Here is an 18,074-nt window from a genome sequence, read left to right as displayed (position 1 = left end):
ACAGGTTACCCGTGATTTCATTTGACAATCATTCGCATTTACGTTTCCATATGCAGCCATGTATATCTGCATGTGCAATGCCGTCACCGACAGCGACATCCGCCGCGCCGCGGCCGATGGTGTCCAGCATTTCAGCGAGCTGCAGGCCCGCACCGGCTGCTCGGACTGCTGCGGCTGCTGCGAACAGGAAGCCCGCGCCACCCTGGACAAAGCCGTGGCGCAACTGCAGATACAGCTTCCCATCGCCGCGATCGCCTGACAGGCGAGCCGCACTTTAGCTATTCCAACGCGCAGCCCAGGCTGCGCGTTTTCGTTTGGGTGAGCCGAATTCGCGCCACCCAACAGGCGCGATGCTCATAGTCATTCTCGTTTCGTCGCCCGCACGGGCAAGCACGTATAGTCGGCCGCTGCAGCTGCTTAAGGAGACTACCCATGAAGGGCGACGCCAAGGTCATCGAGTTCCTCAACAAGGTGCTCTACAACGAGCTCACCGCGATCAACCAGTACTTCCTGCATTACCGCATGTTCAAGGACTGGGGCTATGGCGAACTCGCCGCTCACGAGTACAAGGAATCGATCGAGGAAATGAAGCACGCCGATCACCTGATCGAGCGCATCCTGTTCCTCGATGGCCTGCCGAACCTGCAACACCTGGGCAAGCTGCGCATCGGCGAGAACCCGCTGGAATGCCTGCAGGGCGACCTGGACCTGGAGCTGGCCGCGGTGAAGGACCTGCGCGAAGCCATTGCCTACAGCGAAGGCATCGCCGACTACATCAGCCGCGACCTGTTCAAGACCATCCTCCACGACGAGGAAGAGCACATTGATTGGCTGGAGACCCAGTTCAGCCTTATCAAGGACATCAGCGCCGAACGCTACCTGCAGTCCAAGATCGAAAGCTGAGCCGCGCGGCGCCACCTCATCGAGACGTGGGGCCGTTCCTTGACGCTCTCGCTACGCCGCGGCTATACCTGCGTTTTCACCAGGACGGCCACGCATGGCTTCACGCCCACCACCGCGCTTCGTGGTTCGCTCGCACGACGCCGTCGGCGCACGGCGACGGCTGTGGTGGCTGGGTGCCGCATGGCTGGCCAGCCTGGTGCTCACCGCCGTTATCGTGGCCGCCGTTGTGCGCAACGCCACGCCGGCTGTCAGCGACAAGCGTCAACTTAAGGCGCTGAACAAAGAGAACGACGACCTGCAGCAGCAGGTCGCCAACCTGCAACGCGCCAGTCAAGTGGCTGATATCGCCACCCGCTCGCTGCGCCAGACGCTGACCGAACGCGAGGAAGAGATCAGCGGCCTGCGCGCCGACCTGGGCTTCTACGCGCGGCTTACCGGCGGCGACGCTCAGCGCGAAGGCCTCAAAGTGCAAGAGGTCCGCCTGCAGCCGGTCAGCGGCTCGCACGCCTGGGACTTGGCCCTCAGCCTCACCCAGAACGCCAAGCGCGGCGACGACGTGACCGGCAATGTCACCGTGAGCGTGGAAGGCTTGCGTGGCGACAAAGTGGCCCGCCTTGATTGGCAAGCACTGGGCGATAGCTCCCAGGCCGCTGGTCTGCCGTTTCGCTTCAAGTATTTCCAGCAACTGCACGCCACCATCGTGCTGCCCGCCGATTTTCGCCCCACCCGTCTGGTGATCACCGCCCAACCCGGTGGCGATGACGCCGTGAGCCGTACGGTGGCCTGGAGCGATGCGCTGGCCGGCCAGCTGACCCCGACCCAAGGAGAACAGGATGCTCAACCGTAAGCGCGTCGAGCGCACGCCTAGCAGCCACGACACCAGCCTGATCGCGCGCGGCACTGTCGTCCGCGGCGATATCCGCTTCAGCGGCAACCTGCACCTGGACGGCCGCATCGAGGGCACCGTGCAAGCCGAGGAGGAGGGCGCGGTGTTCACCCTCAGCGAGCACGGTATCGTCGAAGGCGAGATTCGGGTGCCGCACGCCATCATCAATGGCCACGTACTGGGCGACATCCACGCCGCCGACCGCCTGGAGCTGGCCGCCGAGGCACGCATTACAGGTAACGTGCACTACCGCACCATCGAGATTGCCGCTGGCGCCCAGGTCAATGGCCGCATGAGTCACCAGGGCGTGGAGCTCACCCGTGAGCTGCCGGCCAGCCTGGAAGCCGCGGAGGCCCTGCCGGCCTGATCGCGCTATCCTTGCGCACCTGCCGTTTCGCCCCCACCTGAGCATCATGGATACCGTCGTCCCCCTCCCCATCGTCCCCGACTACCGCAGCGCCGGCGCCCCGCTGGTGTTTACCGAGGCTGCCGCCCGCAAGGTGCGCGAGCTGATCGTGGAGGAGGGCAATCCGGAACTGAAGCTGCGCGTGTACATCACCGGCGGCGGCTGCTCGGGCTTCCAGTACGGCTTCACCTTCGATGAAGCCCAGGCCGAAGACGACTACGCGCTGGAGCGCGAAGGCGTGACCCTGCTGGTGGATCCGCTCTCGCTGCAGTACCTCACGGGCGCCGAGATCGATTATTCGGAAAGCCTCAGCGGCTCGCAGTTCGTCATCCGCAACCCCAACGCCAAAACCACTTGCGGCTGCGGCTCCTCCTTCTCCACCTGAGCGCCCTCACGGCATGGAACGCACCCCCTTGCCGCGCCTCAATACCTTCGCGGGACTGAGCCACATCCTCGACCGCAGCGCCGAACGGCGCGACGAGTCGGTATGGGTGAACGAACAGGCCGCCTCCGGCCAGGCGCGTTACCTGCTGTTGGACCCCAAGGGCCAGACCTACCTGCACCCCGAGCGCGATACACTGCGCTGGCTCGATGCGGTGGAACGCGAGCAATGGCTCGGTGAGCTGAAAGCCAGCTTCCTCGGCTTCGCCAACGACCAACCGCACTTTCTGCTGGCGCAGGATGACGACGTACGCGCCAACGAACTGGAAGGCCTGCTCGTTGCCCGTCGCGGCGGCTTGCGTGAAGTGGGCTTGCGCCTGCCTGCAGACGAGGCCGGCTTGTTCGCCTACGGCAAGGGCCTGGCGCACTGGCAGCGCGAAACCCGCTACTGCGCCTATTGCGGCTCGCCGCTGGTGCTGGTGGCTTCGGGTCATCGCGCGCAATGCACCAACGCCGATTGCGGCCGCATGCATTTCCCGCGCACCGATGCCGCCGTGATCGTGATCGTCGAATACCAGGGAGCCTGCCTGCTCGGGCGCCAGGCGGGCTGGCCGCCGGGCCGCTATTCCACCCTCGCAGGCTTTGTGGAACCGGGCGAAGCGCTAGAAGATGCCGTGCGCCGCGAAGTCGCCGAGGAGTCGGGTGTACAGGTGGGCGAGGTCAACTATCACTCCTCCCAGCCCTGGCCGCTGCCGCAATCGCTGATGGTGGGCTTCACTGCCAAGGCGATATCGCCCGACATCCGCCTGCGCGACCACGAGCTGGAAGAAGCGCGCTGGTTCACGCCGCAAGACATCGTCGATGGTCTTGCCGATGGCAGCTTCCTGCCGTCGCTGCCGCTCTCCGTGTCTTATCACCTGCTGGCCCACTGGTTGCGCGAACGCGCGGGGCTGGAGCTGGACGAACTGGTCGCGCAACACCGTCGTTGAGCATCGCCCGTCGATGACGGGCCGCACGCATCAACCGCCACGGAGCTTGGCCTACAATCGCGCCAACGACCGGGAGATTCGTTGTCATGGCTGTCAGCCTGCTTACTGCCCTCATTGCCCTTGGCCTGCTGCATGTGGCGCCGCAACTCGCCCATTGGCGTGGTGACGGCGGTTTCCGCCGCTGGGTGGCGCAACTGGGTGACACCGCCGGCCCCGCCCGCGTCGCCATCACGCTTGGCGTGCCGGTGGTGCTGTGCCTGCTGGTTCTCGGATTGATCGCCTGGCTGCCGGGCAGCGACCTGTTCCGCCTGATCTTCTCACTGGTGGTGTTGCTGTATTGCTTTGGTCCGCATGCGTTCGAAGCCGATCTGGAAGCCATCCTCAAGGCCGCCGACCAACCTTCGCGCGAAGCCGCTGCGCAGGCGCTGTCCGATGACGGTGAACCAGTGAGCTGGAACGCCATCGCGTTGGGCGAGGCCACCGCCTATGCCGCGCTGCGCCGCCGCTTCGGCGTACTGCTTTGGTTCTTCCTGCTCGGCCCCGCCGGCGCTTTGCTCTATCGCCTCGCGCAGACGCTCGGCCGCGACCCCAGCCTGCGCCTGGATGCGCAGGCGCGCAGCGCGGCCCACGCATTCGCCAATGTCGCCGATTGGCTGCCCGCGCAGTTGATGGTGTTCACGCTCGCCCTGGTGGGGCACTGGGATGCCGTCATCGGCGCGTGGAAGCGCTGGCACCAGCAGCAGTCGCCCAACAGCTGGTACGTGGAAGGCCCGGGCTTTCTCGGCGCCGCCGCGCGTGCCGACGTGGAAGTGGATATCGAGGCGGGTGACGGTTACGCGGAAGAACGCAGCGACCCCATCGCCGAGCTGATTCGCCTGCGCAGTACCTTGCTGCGCGCCCTGTTGGGCTGGCTCAGCCTGGTGGCAGTCATGGTGATTGCCGGCTGGATGGCCTGAGCGCCTGCGCCTGATCGCCACCCGGCTTGCCGGGTGACATCAGCATCGCCGCCTTAGGCAAAGTCGCCGCGCAGCTCGCGCACACGGCTCTCCAGCGTCGCCGTGGCCGCCTCCGCGGCGGCGATCGGCGCCCCCGCCACCAACTCCACGCGGGCACGGAAACGTCGCGGCAGGCGCGCGCGATGCAGCATCGAATCGCGCCGGCTCCACACACTGCCCCAGAGACCACGCAGCGCCAGCGGCACCACCGGTACCGGGCGACGCTCCAGGATGTTCGCCACGCCAGCGCGGAAGGGCGCAATGTCGCCATCTCGCGTGAGGCCGCCTTCCGGGAAGATGCACACCAGCTCGCCAGCGGCCAGGGCGGCGTCCACCTCGTCGTAGGCGCGCTGCAGCACGGCCGCGTCCTCCTTGTGCCCGGCGATGGGAATGGCCTTGGCGGTGTGGAACACGAACTTGAGCACCGGGATGTTGAAGATCTTGTAATACATCACGAAGCGCGCGGGCCGCCGCAGGTTCGCCATCAACACCAGCGGGTCCATGAAGCTCACGTGGTTGCACACGAGCAGGGCGGGGCCCTCCTCCGGAATCTGCTCCAGCCCATCCACGCGCACGCGGTACAAGGTGTTCACCAGCACCCAGGTGATGAAGCGCATCAGGAACTCGGGCACCAGGGTAAAGATGTACACCGCCACGGCCACGTTGAGCAGCGCCGCCACCAGGAAGATCTGCACGGCGCTCAACCCCAGCGTCGACAGCGCCAGACCAAAGCCCGAGGCGAGGCATATCCACAATGCGTTGAGGATGTTGTTGCCGGCGATCACGCGCGACAGGTGACTGCGCGCGGTGCGTGCCTGCACATAGGCAAACAGCGGCACCACGTAGAAACCCGCAAACACGCCGATCAAGGTGAGATCCAGCGCAACGCGCCAGTTGCCCGCGCCACGCAGGAAGCCGGCCCAATCCAGGCCGTGCACCGTGGCCAGGCCCGGGTGCGCAAAGTAAAGATCCACACCAAACGCGGTGAGGCCGAATGCGCCCAGGGGCACCAGGCCTACTTCCACGCGGCGCCCCGACATGCGCTCGCACAGCAGCGAACCCACGCCGGTACCCAGCGAGAACAAGGTGAGCACTAGCGTGTTCACCGTGCCATCGCCGCCAAGGTTCATGCGCGTGTAGTTGGGCAACTGCGCCACCAGCACGGTGCCGAAGAACCAGAACCAGGAGATGCCCAGCACCGCGTTGAACACCTTGGGATCGTGCCGGGTGATGCCGAGCACGCGCACGGTTTCAGTCAGCGGATTCCAGTTGAAGGCGAGGTCTGGCGCTGTGGCCGGCGCTGCCGGAATACGGCGGCTGGCGAGATAGCCCAGCACCGCTACCAGGATGGTGGCGCCCGACGCGGCCAGCGGCCCGAAACCGGCGATGAGCATGAGTGAGTTGCCGGCAATCATGCCGATCAGCATGGCCAGCTGCGTACCCATCTCCACCAGGCCGTTGCCGCCCACCAATTCTTCAGGCTTGAGCGTTTGCGGCAGGATGGCGTACTTGATCGGCCCGAAGGTAGTGGAGTGCACACCCATCAGAAACAGCACCACCAGCAACAAGGCCGTGTGATGCGTGTAGAAACCCACCGCGGCCACCACCATGGCAGCGATCTCGAACAGCTTCACGTAGCGGATGATGCGCGACTTTTCGTACTTCTCCGCCAACTGTCCCGCCGTGGCCGAGAACAGGAAGTAGGGTAGGATGAAAAGCGCCGGCGCGAGGTTGGTGTAGAGCGAGACGGTCTTGTCGTCCAACCCCATCTGGAACGCCACCAGCATCACCAGTGCGTTGCGGAAGGCGTTGTCGTTGAAGGCGCCCAATGCCTGCGTCCAGAAGAACGGGGCGAAGCGGCGACTGCCCAACAGATTGAATTGGCTCATGCGCAGCCTTAATCGAAGCTCCGCGCAAGCCTAGCGCGAATCCTGCGGGGCGACACGTCGCCCCAAGCCAGACATCACCCCGGCAACGCGCCAGCGCGTTCACCCACGCCGCGACGCAACCTGCTAGCGTTCGCGCGGAGCCGCCGGCAGCCCGCCGGCGTGCCATGCGAACACGCTTGCGTCGAGGCCACCATGACCCTGCTACGCGTTCATAGCTTCGCCCTGTCGCTGGACGGCTTCGGTGCCGGGCCCGCGCAGGATCTGGATCAACCGCTTGGGCGGCGCGGTCTCGAACTGATGTCGTGGTTTCTAGCCACGCGCGTGTGGCAACGCATGCATGGCCTGGGCGACGAGGGCGAAACCGGCGTGGACAACGCCATGGCCGAGCGCGGCTTTCAGGGCATCGGCGCGTGGATCCTGGGGCGCAACATGTTCGGCCCGGTACGCGGCCCGTGGCCGGATGAAAGCTGGCAGGGCTGGTGGGGTGACGAGCCGCCCTACCACGTGCCGGTGTTCGTGCTGACCCACCACGCCCGTCCGTCGCTGACCATGGCCGGTGGCACCGTGTTCCATTTCGTGACCGACGGCATCCATGCCGCGCTGGCCCGCGCGCGGGAAGCAGCCGGCGGACTCGACGTGCGACTGGGCGGCGGCGTGGCGACGGTGCGCCAATACCTGCAAGCTGGCCTGGTCGACGAACTGCATCTGGCGCAAAGCCCCGTACTGCTGGGCAGTGGCGAAGCGCTGTTCCAGGGCCTGGACTTGCCGGCACTCGGTTATGCCTGTGTCGACAGCGTCGCCGGCGAACGCGCCACGCATTTCACTCTCCGCAAGAACACGCCGCCAGCCTGACATTGCCCTGTCGAAATCACGCGGTGAGGTTCGTCGACTGAATGGGCACGGGGCTAACCCCTGCGCCATCAAGCCTTTCTAGGAGATGCACCGATGACCACCGGCACCGTCAAGCTGCACCGCGTACTGCGCAGCACGCCCGCGAAGATCTATCGCGCCTTTCTCGACGCAGATGCCATGGCCCGCTGGTTGCCGCCGCACGGCTTCACCGGCCGTGTACAGCAACTGGACGCCAAGGTCGGCGGCAGCTATCGCATGTCGTTCACCAACTTCACCAGCGGGCACACGCATGCGTTCGGCGGCACCTATCACGAGCTGGTGCCGCATGAGCGCATCCGCTACAGCGGCCATTTCGACGATGCGAACCTGCCGGGCGAAATGATCACCACGGTCACTCTGAAACCGGTCTCTTGTGGCACCGAGCTCAGCATCGTGCAGGAAGGCATTCCTGCGGTGATTCCCACCGAGCAGTGCTATCTCGGCTGGCAGGAATCGCTGGTGCACCTGGCTCAGCTGGTGGAGCCGGATATTCCTGGCTGAAGCCCGCGCGTGGAGGCGTCGCTCCCGGTGCCATGCACGCGGAAGCGACGAACCCGGCCTGATCGATCAGCGACGATGCAGCGCGCGATGCGCGATATCGCGGCGGCAGAACGCGCCGTCGTAGTGAATCTTGCCGACGGCGGCATAAGCGTTCTCGCGAGCCACCGCGATGTCCTTGCCCAGGGCGCATACGGTGAGCACGCGGCCACCGGCCGTGACGGCGCGCCCCTGCGCGTCCAGCGCCGTGCCGGCGTGGAACACCTTGGTGTCGGGGCCGAAATCGCTGTCCAGGCCGTTGATCACGTCACCGCTGCGCACCTTGCCCGGGTAGCCACCGGCTGCCATCACCACGCCCAGCGAGGGGCGCGCATCCCACTGCGCCTGGGTGTGGTGCAGTTCGCCGTCCAGCGCGGCCTCGATCAGGTCCACCAGGTCGGACTTCAGACGTAGCATGATGGGCTGCGTTTCCGGATCGCCGAAACGCACGTTGAATTCGATGACCTTGGGCGTGCCGCTCTTGTCGATCATCAAGCCGGCGTAGAGGAAGCCGATGAAGGGCGCGCCCTCCATCGCCATGCCGCGCAAGGTAGGTTCGATCACTTCCTTGAGGATGCGCTTTTCCACCTCGGGCGTGACCACCGGCGCGGGCGAGTACGCGCCCATGCCGCCCGTGTTGGGGCCCAGGTCACCTTCGTCACGGCGCTTGTGGTCCTGGCTGCTGGCCATCGGCAGTGCGTGCTGGCCGTCGCTCATCACGATGTAGCTGGCTTCCTCACCATCGAGGAACTCCTCAATCACCACGCGCGCGGAGGCATCGCCAAAGGCGTGCGCACCGAGCATGTCGTGCAGTGCCTGCTCGGCATCGGCCAACGTGAGCGCCACCACCACACCCTTGCCGGCAGCCAGGCCATCGGCCTTGATCACGATGGGCGCACCGTGCTCGCGCACATAGGCCAGTGCAGGTTGAAGCTCGGTGAACACCGCATAGCGCGCGGTGGGAATGTTGTGGCGTAGCAGGAAGTCCTTGGCGAACGCCTTGGAGCCCTCCAGCTGTGCGGCGACCGCGCGCGGACCAAAGCAACGCAGGTTGGCGGCACGGAACTTGTCCACCACGCCGGCCACCAGCGGCACTTCGGGGCCGACCACGGTCAGCGCGATCTTTTCGTCCTTGGCCAGCTTGAGCAGGCCGTCCAGGTCGGTTACCGCCACGTCGGCGTTGCGCACGCCCTTTTCATGCGCGGTGCCAGCGTTGCCGGGGGCCACGATTACTTCGCTTACGCGGGGGGATTGCTTGAGCTTCCACGCCAGCGCGTGTTCGCGCGCGCCGCTGCCGATCACCAGGACTTTCATGCTTGCTCCACTGCAGGGGAATGCGCCGGAGGCTGGCGCAGCCCGTCATTGTAGAGGCAGCCCGCCGGCCGCGCAGCGCGAGGCGGCGATCAGGTGCGGCCATCCAACAAGGCGAGCAGGGCGGCGCGTGGCAGCTTGCCGGTTTCGTTGCGCGGTAGCGCCGCCACCCGCTTGAGCGGACGCGGCAGGAACACCGGGTCTACTGCCTGGCGCAAGGCTTCGAGAATGTCCGCCTCCGACATGGTCGGGGCTACTGCGAGCGCGGCCACCCGCTGTACGCCCAGGCCCTCCGCGCCGTCCAGTTGCAGCATCACGCCATCCTCAACGCCAGGGATAGCCAGCAGGCGCCGCGTCAGGTCCCCCAGGGAGGCACGCTTGCCGGCAATGTCGAGCAGGTCCGCATGGCGGCCACACAGGCGAAAGCGGCGCCCTTCGTCCTGTAACGCAACCAGGTCGGCCAGGGTAATGGGCTCATCCAGCTGCGGTGCGCGGACCTGGGTGCCGTCCGGCTGCGGATGCAGCTCCACGCCTTGGTACAACGTCCATGGCTCGTCGGCGGCAGCACGGCGGCTGGCCACCACGCAGGTTTCGGTGGAGCCGAACACTTCGAGCAACGGTGCGTGGAAGGCGGCCTCGGCGGCCTGCGCCAGCTCCGGAGACAACGGTGCGGTCGCCGACACCATGGCGGCGATCGGCGGCAGCGTGATCCCCGACTCGATCAACGCACGCAGGTGCACCGGCGTGCTGACCAGCACGCGTGGCGCCGGCACCTGGGCCAGCGCGGCGGCGACATCCGCAGGAAAGAAAGGCCGACCCGCATGCACCGCCACCTCGTCGAGCAGCGGCAGCAGCACGGACATCTCCATGCCGTACATGTGCTGCGGCGGCACCGTGGCGACCACCTGAAAGCCGCGCCCCACGCGAGCGTGCAGCATGCGCAGGTTGCCGGCGTTGCTGGCGTGGAAACTGCCCCAGCTCTTGGCGTTGCCCTTGGGCACGCCAGTAGAGCCGGAGGTGTAACCGATGGCCACGATCTGGTCGGCCGGCAACCGCGGCACCGGGCCCGCCTCCGCCACCTCCGGCACATGGAGCAAGGCGGGAAGGTGGCGAAAGTGCGGGGGTGCGAGCTCCGGCTGGGATTCACCGACCGCGTAGGCGCCCGGGTGGGCGGCCATCACCTCGGCCACGGCTTGGGGCGCGCGCGAAGAGGGCAGCAGGTTGGCCTGCCCGCGCAGGGCGATGGCGCAGAAGGCAACCAGGAAGGCGTAGCGGTCCTCGCACAGGTTCACGGCGCAGGACGCGGGCGGCAACTGCTCGGCCACGGCCTGCACGTGCGCGAGGAAGCGCGCCGCGCTCACTGGCTCGTCGCGGCGCCACACCAGGGTGCGTTGCAGGTCGCCAGCCGCCAGCAAGGGCAGCTCGAGGCCGGCTTGTTGCTGCAGGAAGTTGTCGAAAACGCTGGCCAAAAAGCTCTCCACAGATACGCTGCACCGGTCGCCGGCCGGCCGTGCCGGTTCGACGTGCGGACATGGGAAACGGTGTTCCGCGAGGCCCCATCCTCACGGCAGCCACTGAATCGGCCCCTACCGGGGCCGCATGGCGTGTGGAAGCCGTTCATCCAACTCCTCCCCTGAGGTGGGCGCCAGGCTTCGGCGCATCCCGTGCGGCCAACCGCGCCGCCGAGGGACTCGCTCAGGCGCGGATGATAGCGCCCGAAAGCACGTCACGGATGACGGAGGGCCGCTCCTGGTCACCCAGGGGGGCGTCCAGCAGGCCATCCAGCGCCGCCCCGAAATATGCCTGCACGGTGTCTGCAGAGCGCGCTGAGGGCTCACCGTGGGGGTTGGCACTGGTGGACACCAGCGCGCCGCCAAAGGCGTTGCAAAGGGCCGCTGCCGGCGCATGCGCAGTAATGCGCAGCGCAATGCCGGCATGCGCACCAGCCACCCACGCGGGAACCTGCGACGAGCGCGGGAAGATCCAGGTGTTGGGGCCGGGCCAGCTGGCCTTGACCGCCGCCAAAGCCTCGGCGGGTACGGCCGCCAGGTCGATATAGCGCTCCACCTGGGCGAAGTCGGCGGCGATCAGCAGCACGCCCTGGGTGGGTGGGCGCTGCTTGAGCGCGAACAGCCGCTCGAAGGCGACCGGATCATGCGGATCGCAACCCAGGCCGAACACGGCCTCGGTGGGATAGGCCAGCACGCCGCCCCGTTTGAGCAGGGCGGCGGCGGCATCGAGCTGGGCGAGGGTGAAACGCTCGCTCACTTAGGCGTCGGCCTTGGGCTTCTTGGCCGCAGCCTTCTTGGTGGCGGCCTTCTTAGTCGCCGCGCTCTTGGTCGCGGTTTTCTTGGCCGTCGCCTTCTTGGCTGGGGTCTTCTTGGCCGCCGTCTTGGTCGTGGCGGTCTTGCTCGCGGCAGCCTTCTTGGCGGCAGGCTTCTTCTCGGTCGCCGCCTTCTTGGCCGCGGCCTTCTTGAACGCGCCACGCCCCTTCTTGGCCGGCGCCGCCGCCAGCAACTCCACGCACTGCGCCTCGGTCAGTTCCTTGGGGTCCTGATCCTTGGGTATGCGCGCGTTCTTGTCACCGTCGGTGATGTATGGGCCAAAGCGGCCGTTGAGCACCTGCACGCCGTTGCCGAAGTCCTTGATGATGCGGTTGGCGATCATCTCCAGCTTTTCCTGCACGATCTGCAGGGCGCGCGGCAGCTCGATGGTGTACGGGTCGTCCTCTGCCTTGAGCGAGGCATAGGTGCTGCCCTGCTTCACGAACGGCCCGAAGCGGCCCACGCCCACCGACACCTCGTCGCCGTTCTCGGCGGTGCCGAGCTTGCGCGGCAGCTTGAACAGCTCCAGCGCATCTTCCAGCGTGATGGTGTGCATGCTCTGGCCCGGACGCAGGCTGGCAAATTGCAGTTTTTCGTCCGTGTCCTTGTCGCCGATCTGCGCGTATGGCCCGTAGCGACCCAGGCGCACCGACACCGGCTTGCCGCTCTTGGGATCGCTGCCCAGCTCGCGCGCGCCCGTGGCTTCGCTGCGATCGACCGATTCGGTTTTCTCTTCCACCTGCTGCTTGAAGGGCACCCAGAAGCGCTCCATCAGCGGCACCCAGGCTTCCTCACCGCGGCTCACCGCATCCAGCTCGTCTTCGAGCTTGGCGGTGAAGTCGTAGTCCACGTAGCGGGTGAAGTGCTGGGTAAGGAACTTGCTCACCGCGCGGCCCACGTCGGTGGGCTTGAAGCGGCGGCTGTCCAGGAACACGTATTCGCGGTTGAGCAGCACCTGGATGATGCTGGCGTAGGTCGACGGGCGACCGATGCCGTGCTCTTCCAGCGCCTTCACCAGGCTCGCTTCGGAGTAGCGCGGCGGCGGCTCGGTGAAGTGCTGGTCGGCGGAAATATCCTGCAGCGCCACGCGCTCACCCACGTCGAGCTTGGGCAGGCGGCGGCCCTCGTCGTCGTCCTCGGCGGTTTTCTGGTCGCGGCCTTCCTCGTACACGGCGAGGAAGCCCGGATCGACCACCGTGGTGCCGGTGGAACGGAACGCCGCGTCGCCGCCCTTGACGTGCGGCACGTTGAAATCCACCGACACCGTGTTCATGGTCGCGTGGATCATCTGGCAGGCGACGGTACGCTTCCAGATCAGTTCGTAAAGCTTGCGCTGCTCGTCGTTGAGGAACGAGGCGACTTCGCGCGGCGTGCGCATGGCCGAGGTCGGGCGAACGGCCTCGTGCGCTTCCTGCGCGTTCTTGGACTTGGACTTGTAGACCTGCGCGTGGTCCGGCAACGCTTTGTTGCCGTAGTCGCGCGCGATCAGCTGGCGCAGCTCGACCACGGCGTCTTCGGACAGCGCCACGGAGTCGGTACGCATGTAGGTGATCAGGCCGACGTTACCTTCAGTGCCCAGCGAAACGCCTTCGTACAGGCCCTGCGCCACCTTCATGGTACGGCTGGTGGAGAAGCCGAGCTTGCGCGCCGCTTCCTGCTGCAACGTGGAGGTGGTGAACGGCGGCGCCGGACGGCGCTTGCGTTCCTTACTGCTGACGTCGCTGACAGTGAGGTGGCCGTGCGCGGCCTCCTTCAGCGCATGGCGGGCGGCCAGCGCATCGTGTTCGTTGGTGAGGTCGAACTGCTCGAACTTCTTGCCGTTGAGCTTGGTGAGGCGCGCCGAGAAGTCGCCTTCCGGATGGCGCAGCGCGGCCTCGATGGTCCAGTACTCGCGGGCGACGAAAGCTTCGATCTCTTCCTCGCGCTCCACGATCATGCGCAAGGCGGGCGACTGCACGCGGCCGGCGGACAGGCCGCGCTGCACCTTGCGCCAGAGCACCGGCGACAGGTTGAAGCCCACCAGGTAATCCAGCGCGCGACGCGCCTGCTGCGCATCCACCATGTCCAGCGACAGCTGGCGCGGACTGGCCACAGCCGCCTTGATGGCCTTGGGCGTGATCTCGGAGAACACCACACGGTGCAGCTGCTTGCCGCTGGTGAGGCCGCGCTCCTTGAGGATCTCGCTGATGTGCCAGGAAATGGCTTCACCTTCGCGATCCAAGTCGGTCGCGAGGTAGATGTCGTCGGCCACCTTGGCCGCCTTGGCGATGGCGTCGACGTGCTTCTCGTTGCGATCGATCACCTCGTAGGCCATGGCGAAGCCGTGGTCGGGGTCGACCGCGCCCTCCTTGGGCTTGAGGTCACGCACGTGACCGTACGACGCCAGGACCTGAAAGTCCTTGCCGAGGTATTTGTTGATCGTCTTGGCCTTGGCCGGCGACTCGACGATAAGCAGGTTTTTTGCCATGAAGCTTGTTATCCGCCATCTATGGCCGCGCCCCGTTGGGCCTGGCCGCTATATATCTAGTTAAAGGCATGGCGGCTCAACGCCGTCAAGCTCGACCATGTGAAACCGCGTCTCAGGTCGACTTTGGCCTAGGGCTGCAGACGCTGATAACGGTTGCCGGGCAAGGCCTCGACCCTGCCCGCCAGCTCCAGCATGAGCAAGGCCGGAGCCAAGGCGGCCACCGTCTGACCCGCGGCCACCGCCAGCTCGTCCAAGGTCATCCAGCGGTCGCCCAGAAGATCCAGCAAAGCCAGAGCCGCAGGCTCGATATCGGCGCCCAGGGAGCCGGCTGGAGCGACCGGGGCCGCAAGCCGGCAAGCCAGCTCACGCCCCAGCGCAAGAGCCGCTGGCGTCAGTACCTCCACGATTTCGCTGGCGGTTTCCACCAGCCGGGCGCCATCGCGAATGAGACGATGACACCCTTGCGCGAGCGGATTATGAATGGAACCGGGCAAGGCGAACACCTCGCGGCCAGATTCGGCCGCCAGGCGCGCGGTGATCAGGGAGCCCGATTGCAGTCCAGCCTCGATCACCAGGGTGCCCAGCGCCAGCCCCGCCAGCAGCCGGTTGCGGCGGGGGAAATGGTCCGCCCGGGCCGCCGTGCCCGGCGGAAACTCGCTCACCATCGCCCCCTGCGCGGCAATGCGGCGGGCCAGTTCGTGGTGTTTGCGGGGATAGACCCGGTCCGGCCCGGTACCAATCACGGCCACCGTGGGGAAGCCCGCTTCCATTACGGCCCGATGGGCCGCCCCGTCGATACCGTCGGCCATGCCGCTGGCAATGACGAAACCGGCCTGGCCCAGGGCCAGGGCAAACGCCCGTGCGTGAGCGCAACCGCCCAGGCTGGCCGCGCGGGCGCCCACGATGGCGAGCTGCGGGTGCAGTAGCAGGCTGGCGTCGCCCACCACGAACAAGGCCGCTGGCGGCTGCTGGATAGCCTCCAGCAGGGGCGGAAAGTCCTCGTCGGTGTACAGCAGCAGCCGATGATCCTGGGCATGCAGCCATTCCAGGTCGGCGGCGATGCGCGCCTCATCGGGTCGTCGCATCCAGTCGCGCGCGGCGGCTGGCAAGCGCATAGACCCGGCACACAGGGCCGCCCAGCCGGCATCGGCATCGCCGTCGTGCGAGTTCAGCAGCTCACGCAACCCGGCCGGCCCCAGGCCAGGAGTTCGTAGCAGGCACATCCAGGAGCGGTAGCGCGTGGTGTCGCTCATGCCCCAAGCCTAGGCGTTGCTCCAACGAAAACGGCGCGGTAGAGACCGCGCCGTCGTGTCGTCAGGTACCGCTGGATTTACTCAGGCAGTTCGAGCTTGTCGTGCTTATGCACTGGACGCAGGCCGTCCATGATCAAGCCGTAGCTCACCCGGTCGAAGGTGCGGAACACCATCACGTGGCCGACGAACTCCTGCGGCAAGGTGACCCGCTTGGAGGTGCCGCGATCCCAGCTGTTGCTGGCCACGTCGTCGGGAATGGTCTCGCCCGGCTGGAAGATGGAGTAGGTCTGGCCGTTCTCCACGCCATCCTGCGAGCCGATGTTGAGCGCGACCACCTGCAGGCGACCGACCGCGTCGTAGGCGTCGGCAAACGCGATCACGCGCGCATTGCCCGGCACCGACTTGGGCGCATGCGGGTAGTAGTAGGCGTCGTAGGGCTTGTCGTCGATCGGCAGGAAGCGGTCGCCCTTGCGGATCTCCATGGTGGAGTCGAGCAGGAGCAGGGTGGTCGGGTCGCCGGTGCGCAGCACTTCGGCGGTGCCAATCACGGTGACCTCGGTGCCGATGTCTTCACCGTAGCCATAGTGGCCGTCGTTGCGGGTTTCTTCCTTCCACGGCGTGCGCGTCATCGACACGTCGCTGTCGAGCGGATGCGCGACCAGGTCGGCGCCATTGTCGCGCCCGGCCTTGCCGTTGAAGTTGCGGAAGGTCTGGGTGGGACGAACGATCGCAAAGCGCTGGCCAGGCTCGGCCTGCAGGTTGCGGGCGTAGACATTGCGGCCCACGGTGCCGCGCAGGTCGGCCTCCTCGAAGCCCACTACGTAGGGCAGCGACTTGACCTGCTTGGTGTCGAGCACGCGCATTTCCTTGAGGAAGATGCGCAGCGCCGACAACGGAACGGCCGGAACCGGCTCACCCTCGGCGCGCACGCGCGGCTGCAGCCCCAGGCGCGGACCATTGATGAAGGAAAGATTGAGCACGTCACCCGGATAGATCAGGTGCGGGTTCTGCACCTGCGGGTTGGCCTGCCAGATTTCTGGCCAGAGCCAGGGCTTGGACAGGAAACGAGCCGAGATCGCCCAGAGCGTGTCGCCCTTGCGCACCGTATAGGTATCGGGGTGATCGGCCCGCAATTGCGCGCCCGCAGCATAGACAGCCACTGTGACCAGCATGCCGGCCAGCAGCCCAATGGACTTTCTGATCATAAACGGGAATCCCCCATCCCCCGACGCTCGGGCGAGTGTAACCGAACCACTTGTTCACGCAACCAGCCACAGTTGGCAAAACGGCATGCCAGACGGGGGCTTGGCGGCGTACAATAAGGCCTATTCTAGATCGCGCCCGGGCTTGGTTTTCACCGATTCGCCCGCAGTTTGGCGCTGAGGTAAAGCCATGTCCGTTCTGACCATTCTCGAATTTCCCGACCCCCGCCTGCGCACCAAGGCCGAGCCTGTGCGCGTGTTCGATGCCGAACTCAAGCAGTTTGTGGCCGACATGTTCGAAACCATGTATGCCGCCAACGGCGTGGGGCTGGCCGCCACCCAGGTGAACGTACACCAGCAGGTGCTGGTGGCGGACATGAGCGACGAGCGCAACGAGCCGCTGGCGCTGATCAACGCCCAGATCATCGAAAAGGACGGCGCCCAGGTATACCAGGAAGGCTGCCTGTCCTTCCCCGGCATCTACGCCGACGTGACGCGTGCGCTCAAGGTTAAGGTGAAGGCCCACGACGTGGACGGCAACGAAGTCGTGCGCGAATTCGAGGGCCCGCTCGCCGTGTGCATCCAGCACGAGATGGATCACCTGGCCGGCAAGGTGTTCGTCGACTACCTGTCGCCACTCAAGCGCTCCATGCTGCTCAAGCGCCTGGACAAGCAACGCAAACAGGCAGCCAGCGCTTGAAGCTCCGCGTCGTTTTCGCGGGCACCCCCGAATTCTCCGTCCCCTGCCTGCAAGCCTGCCGCGCGAGCGGCGCCGAGGTAGTGGCCGTCTACACGCAGCCGGACCGGCCCGCCGGTCGCGGCCGCAAGCTCACCCCCAGCCCGGTGAAGCAGGCCGCGCTTGAGGCTGGCATTGCCGTGGAACAGCCCGAGTCGCTGAAATCGCCGGAAGCGCGCGCGGCACTGACGGCGTATGCGCCCGACCTGATGGTGGTGGTGGCCTATGGCCTGATCCTGCCGCGCAAGGTGTTGGCGACCCCGCGCCTGGGCTGCTGGAACGTGCACGCCAGCCTGCTGCCGCGCTGGCGCGGCGCCGCGCCGATCCAGCGCGCCATTCTCGCGGGCGATGCCGAGAGCGGCGTCGACCTGATGCAGATGGAAGCGGGCCTGGACACCGGCCCCGTGCTGCTGGAGCGACGCACGCCGATCAGCCCCGAGGACACCGGCGGCTCGCTGCACGATCGCCTGTCTGCGCTGGGTGCCGAGGTGCTGGCCGAAGGCCTGGCGCGCGTGATGGCCGGTGAAACCCTCGCCGCCCGCACGCAGCCGGACGAAGGCGTCATCTACGCGCACAAGCTGGACAAGGCCGAAGCGCGACTCGACTTCAGCCGCCCTGCGGAAGAACTGGCGCGCAAGGTGCGCGCCTTCGATCCGTGGCCGGTAGCGGAAGGCGAGGTGGGTGGCGAGATGTTGCGCATCTGGGCCGCCCACGCGGTGCCCGCGCCCGGCGATGCCGCCCCCGGAAGCCTTCTGGGCATGAGCCGCGATGGCCTCGACGTGGCCTGTGGCGAAGGCGCCCTGCGCATCACCGCCCTGCAGCGTGCCGGCGGCAAGCGCATCAGCGCCGCCGATTACGTCAACGCCCTCAAAGCCAGGTAAATCGCGGGTCGCGCCAAAGACGG

Annotated in this window: 18 protein-coding genes; 11 read left to right on the top strand and 7 right to left on the bottom strand. The window is 66.5% G+C overall.

Translation table 11 applies throughout. From position 1 onward, the window contains the following. Window positions 1–70 precede the first annotated feature (70 nt). From AC3G2C_RS16150 to ampE, 7 genes are all read left to right on the top strand, one after another. Window positions 71–259 (top strand): (2Fe-2S)-binding protein, encoded by a 189-nt coding sequence (locus tag AC3G2C_RS16150; RefSeq protein ID WP_488385656.1) that lies wholly within the window; start codon window positions 71–73, stop codon window positions 257–259. A gap of 173 nt (window positions 260–432) precedes the next feature. Then, window positions 433–903, top strand: coding sequence for a bacterioferritin (gene bfr / locus AC3G2C_RS16145; RefSeq protein ID WP_488385655.1), 471 nt, complete (start codon window positions 433–435; stop codon window positions 901–903). Between the two features lie 94 nt (window positions 904–997). After that, entirely contained in the window at window positions 998–1,750 is a 753-nt protein-coding gene (locus AC3G2C_RS16140; RefSeq protein WP_488385654.1) for a DUF6776 family protein, read from the top strand. Next, the gene (locus AC3G2C_RS16135) at window positions 1,737–2,156 is read left to right on the top strand and encodes a bactofilin family protein (protein ID WP_488385653.1); all 420 of its coding nucleotides are present in this window, start codon (window positions 1,737–1,739) and stop codon (window positions 2,154–2,156) included. The genes AC3G2C_RS16140 and AC3G2C_RS16135 overlap by 14 nt, the downstream gene beginning before the upstream one ends. Window positions 2,157–2,202: 46 nt before the next feature. Next, window positions 2,203–2,580: an iron-sulfur cluster insertion protein ErpA gene (gene erpA, locus AC3G2C_RS16130; protein ID WP_488385652.1), complete on the top strand. Its 378-nt coding sequence runs from the start codon at window positions 2,203–2,205 to the stop codon at window positions 2,578–2,580. 13 nt (window positions 2,581–2,593) lie between these two features. Next, window positions 2,594–3,565, top strand: a complete 972-nt coding sequence (nudC, locus tag AC3G2C_RS16125) for an NAD(+) diphosphatase (RefSeq protein ID WP_488385651.1) — start codon at window positions 2,594–2,596, stop codon at window positions 3,563–3,565. A gap of 86 nt (window positions 3,566–3,651) precedes the next feature. Continuing rightward, window positions 3,652–4,521, top strand: coding sequence for a regulatory signaling modulator protein AmpE (ampE, locus tag AC3G2C_RS16120; protein ID WP_488385650.1), 870 nt, complete (start codon window positions 3,652–3,654; stop codon window positions 4,519–4,521). 53 nt (window positions 4,522–4,574) lie between these two features. Here ampE and AC3G2C_RS16115 read toward each other — a convergent pair whose 3' ends face one another. Next, window positions 4,575–6,449 (bottom strand): MFS transporter, encoded by a 1,875-nt coding sequence (locus AC3G2C_RS16115; RefSeq protein ID WP_488385649.1) that lies wholly within the window; start codon window positions 6,447–6,449, stop codon window positions 4,575–4,577. Window positions 6,450–6,641: 192 nt separating this feature from the next. On the opposite strand from AC3G2C_RS16115, the gene AC3G2C_RS16110 reads away from it, so the two are divergent. Further along, window positions 6,642–7,301 (top strand): dihydrofolate reductase family protein, encoded by a 660-nt coding sequence (locus AC3G2C_RS16110; protein WP_488385648.1) that lies wholly within the window; start codon window positions 6,642–6,644, stop codon window positions 7,299–7,301. 93 nt (window positions 7,302–7,394) lie between these two features. Next, complete coding sequence (locus tag AC3G2C_RS16105) at window positions 7,395–7,841, top strand: SRPBCC family protein (protein WP_488385647.1); 447 nt, start codon at window positions 7,395–7,397, stop codon at window positions 7,839–7,841. A gap of 66 nt (window positions 7,842–7,907) precedes the next feature. Here the strand turns inward: AC3G2C_RS16105 and purD are convergent, their stop codons facing one another. The 6 genes from purD to AC3G2C_RS16075 form a co-directional block, all read right to left on the bottom strand. Continuing rightward, the gene (purD, locus tag AC3G2C_RS16100; protein ID WP_488385646.1) at window positions 7,908–9,191 is read right to left on the bottom strand and encodes a phosphoribosylamine--glycine ligase; all 1,284 of its coding nucleotides are present in this window, start codon (window positions 9,189–9,191) and stop codon (window positions 7,908–7,910) included. Between the two features lie 89 nt (window positions 9,192–9,280). Beyond that, complete coding sequence (locus tag AC3G2C_RS16095) at window positions 9,281–10,657, bottom strand: AMP-binding protein (RefSeq protein ID WP_488385645.1); 1,377 nt, start codon at window positions 10,655–10,657, stop codon at window positions 9,281–9,283. Window positions 10,658–10,883: 226 nt separating this feature from the next. After that, the gene (gene tsaC / locus AC3G2C_RS16090) at window positions 10,884–11,456 is read right to left on the bottom strand and encodes an L-threonylcarbamoyladenylate synthase type 1 TsaC (RefSeq protein WP_488385644.1); all 573 of its coding nucleotides are present in this window, start codon (window positions 11,454–11,456) and stop codon (window positions 10,884–10,886) included. Then, window positions 11,457–13,979, bottom strand: a complete 2,523-nt coding sequence (locus AC3G2C_RS16085) for a DNA topoisomerase I (protein ID WP_488385643.1) — start codon at window positions 13,977–13,979, stop codon at window positions 11,457–11,459. Window positions 13,980–14,107: 128 nt separating this feature from the next. Beyond that, entirely contained in the window at window positions 14,108–15,232 is a 1,125-nt protein-coding gene (dprA, locus tag AC3G2C_RS16080) for a DNA-processing protein DprA (protein WP_488385642.1), read from the bottom strand. A gap of 77 nt (window positions 15,233–15,309) precedes the next feature. Further along, window positions 15,310–16,437: a LysM peptidoglycan-binding domain-containing protein gene (locus AC3G2C_RS16075; protein WP_488385641.1), complete on the bottom strand. Its 1,128-nt coding sequence runs from the start codon at window positions 16,435–16,437 to the stop codon at window positions 15,310–15,312. A 187-nt stretch (window positions 16,438–16,624) separates the two neighbouring features. Here AC3G2C_RS16075 and def point away from each other — a divergent pair, with 187 nt between their 5' ends. Together def and fmt are read left to right on the top strand one after the other, a co-directional pair. Then, entirely contained in the window at window positions 16,625–17,134 is a 510-nt protein-coding gene (gene def / locus AC3G2C_RS16070) for a peptide deformylase (RefSeq protein ID WP_488385640.1), read from the top strand. Next, the gene (gene fmt / locus AC3G2C_RS16065) at window positions 17,131–18,051 is read left to right on the top strand and encodes a methionyl-tRNA formyltransferase (RefSeq protein WP_488385639.1); all 921 of its coding nucleotides are present in this window, start codon (window positions 17,131–17,133) and stop codon (window positions 18,049–18,051) included. Before def ends, fmt begins: the two co-directional genes overlap by 4 nt. Window positions 18,052–18,074 lie beyond the last annotated feature (23 nt).

The organism is Frateuria sp. sgz306004 (assembly GCF_057750885.1).
The sequence above is the reverse complement of the archived record's forward strand: the minus strand, read 5'-3'. Positions and strand labels throughout refer to the sequence as shown.

Coding starts and splice junctions, on each gene's coding strand:
- AC3G2C_RS16150 (WP_488385656.1), top strand. CDS start 71: ATGTGCAATGCCGTCACCGACAGCGACATCCGCCGCGCCGCGGCCGAT.
- bfr (WP_488385655.1), top strand. CDS start 433: ATGAAGGGCGACGCCAAGGTCATCGAGTTCCTCAACAAGGTGCTCTAC.
- AC3G2C_RS16140 (WP_488385654.1), top strand. CDS start 998: ATGGCTTCACGCCCACCACCGCGCTTCGTGGTTCGCTCGCACGACGCC.
- AC3G2C_RS16135 (WP_488385653.1), top strand. CDS start 1,737: ATGCTCAACCGTAAGCGCGTCGAGCGCACGCCTAGCAGCCACGACACC.
- erpA (WP_488385652.1), top strand. CDS start 2,203: ATGGATACCGTCGTCCCCCTCCCCATCGTCCCCGACTACCGCAGCGCC.
- nudC (WP_488385651.1), top strand. CDS start 2,594: ATGGAACGCACCCCCTTGCCGCGCCTCAATACCTTCGCGGGACTGAGC.
- ampE (WP_488385650.1), top strand. CDS start 3,652: ATGGCTGTCAGCCTGCTTACTGCCCTCATTGCCCTTGGCCTGCTGCAT.
- AC3G2C_RS16115 (WP_488385649.1), bottom strand. CDS start 6,449: ATGAGCCAATTCAATCTGTTGGGCAGTCGCCGCTTCGCCCCGTTCTTC.
- AC3G2C_RS16110 (WP_488385648.1), top strand. CDS start 6,642: ATGACCCTGCTACGCGTTCATAGCTTCGCCCTGTCGCTGGACGGCTTC.
- AC3G2C_RS16105 (WP_488385647.1), top strand. CDS start 7,395: ATGACCACCGGCACCGTCAAGCTGCACCGCGTACTGCGCAGCACGCCC.
- purD (WP_488385646.1), bottom strand. CDS start 9,191: ATGAAAGTCCTGGTGATCGGCAGCGGCGCGCGCGAACACGCGCTGGCG.
- AC3G2C_RS16085 (WP_488385643.1), bottom strand. CDS start 13,979: ATGGCAAAAAACCTGCTTATCGTCGAGTCGCCGGCCAAGGCCAAGACG.
- dprA (WP_488385642.1), bottom strand. CDS start 15,232: ATGAGCGACACCACGCGCTACCGCTCCTGGATGTGCCTGCTACGAACT.
- AC3G2C_RS16075 (WP_488385641.1), bottom strand. CDS start 16,437: ATGATCAGAAAGTCCATTGGGCTGCTGGCCGGCATGCTGGTCACAGTG.
- def (WP_488385640.1), top strand. CDS start 16,625: ATGTCCGTTCTGACCATTCTCGAATTTCCCGACCCCCGCCTGCGCACC.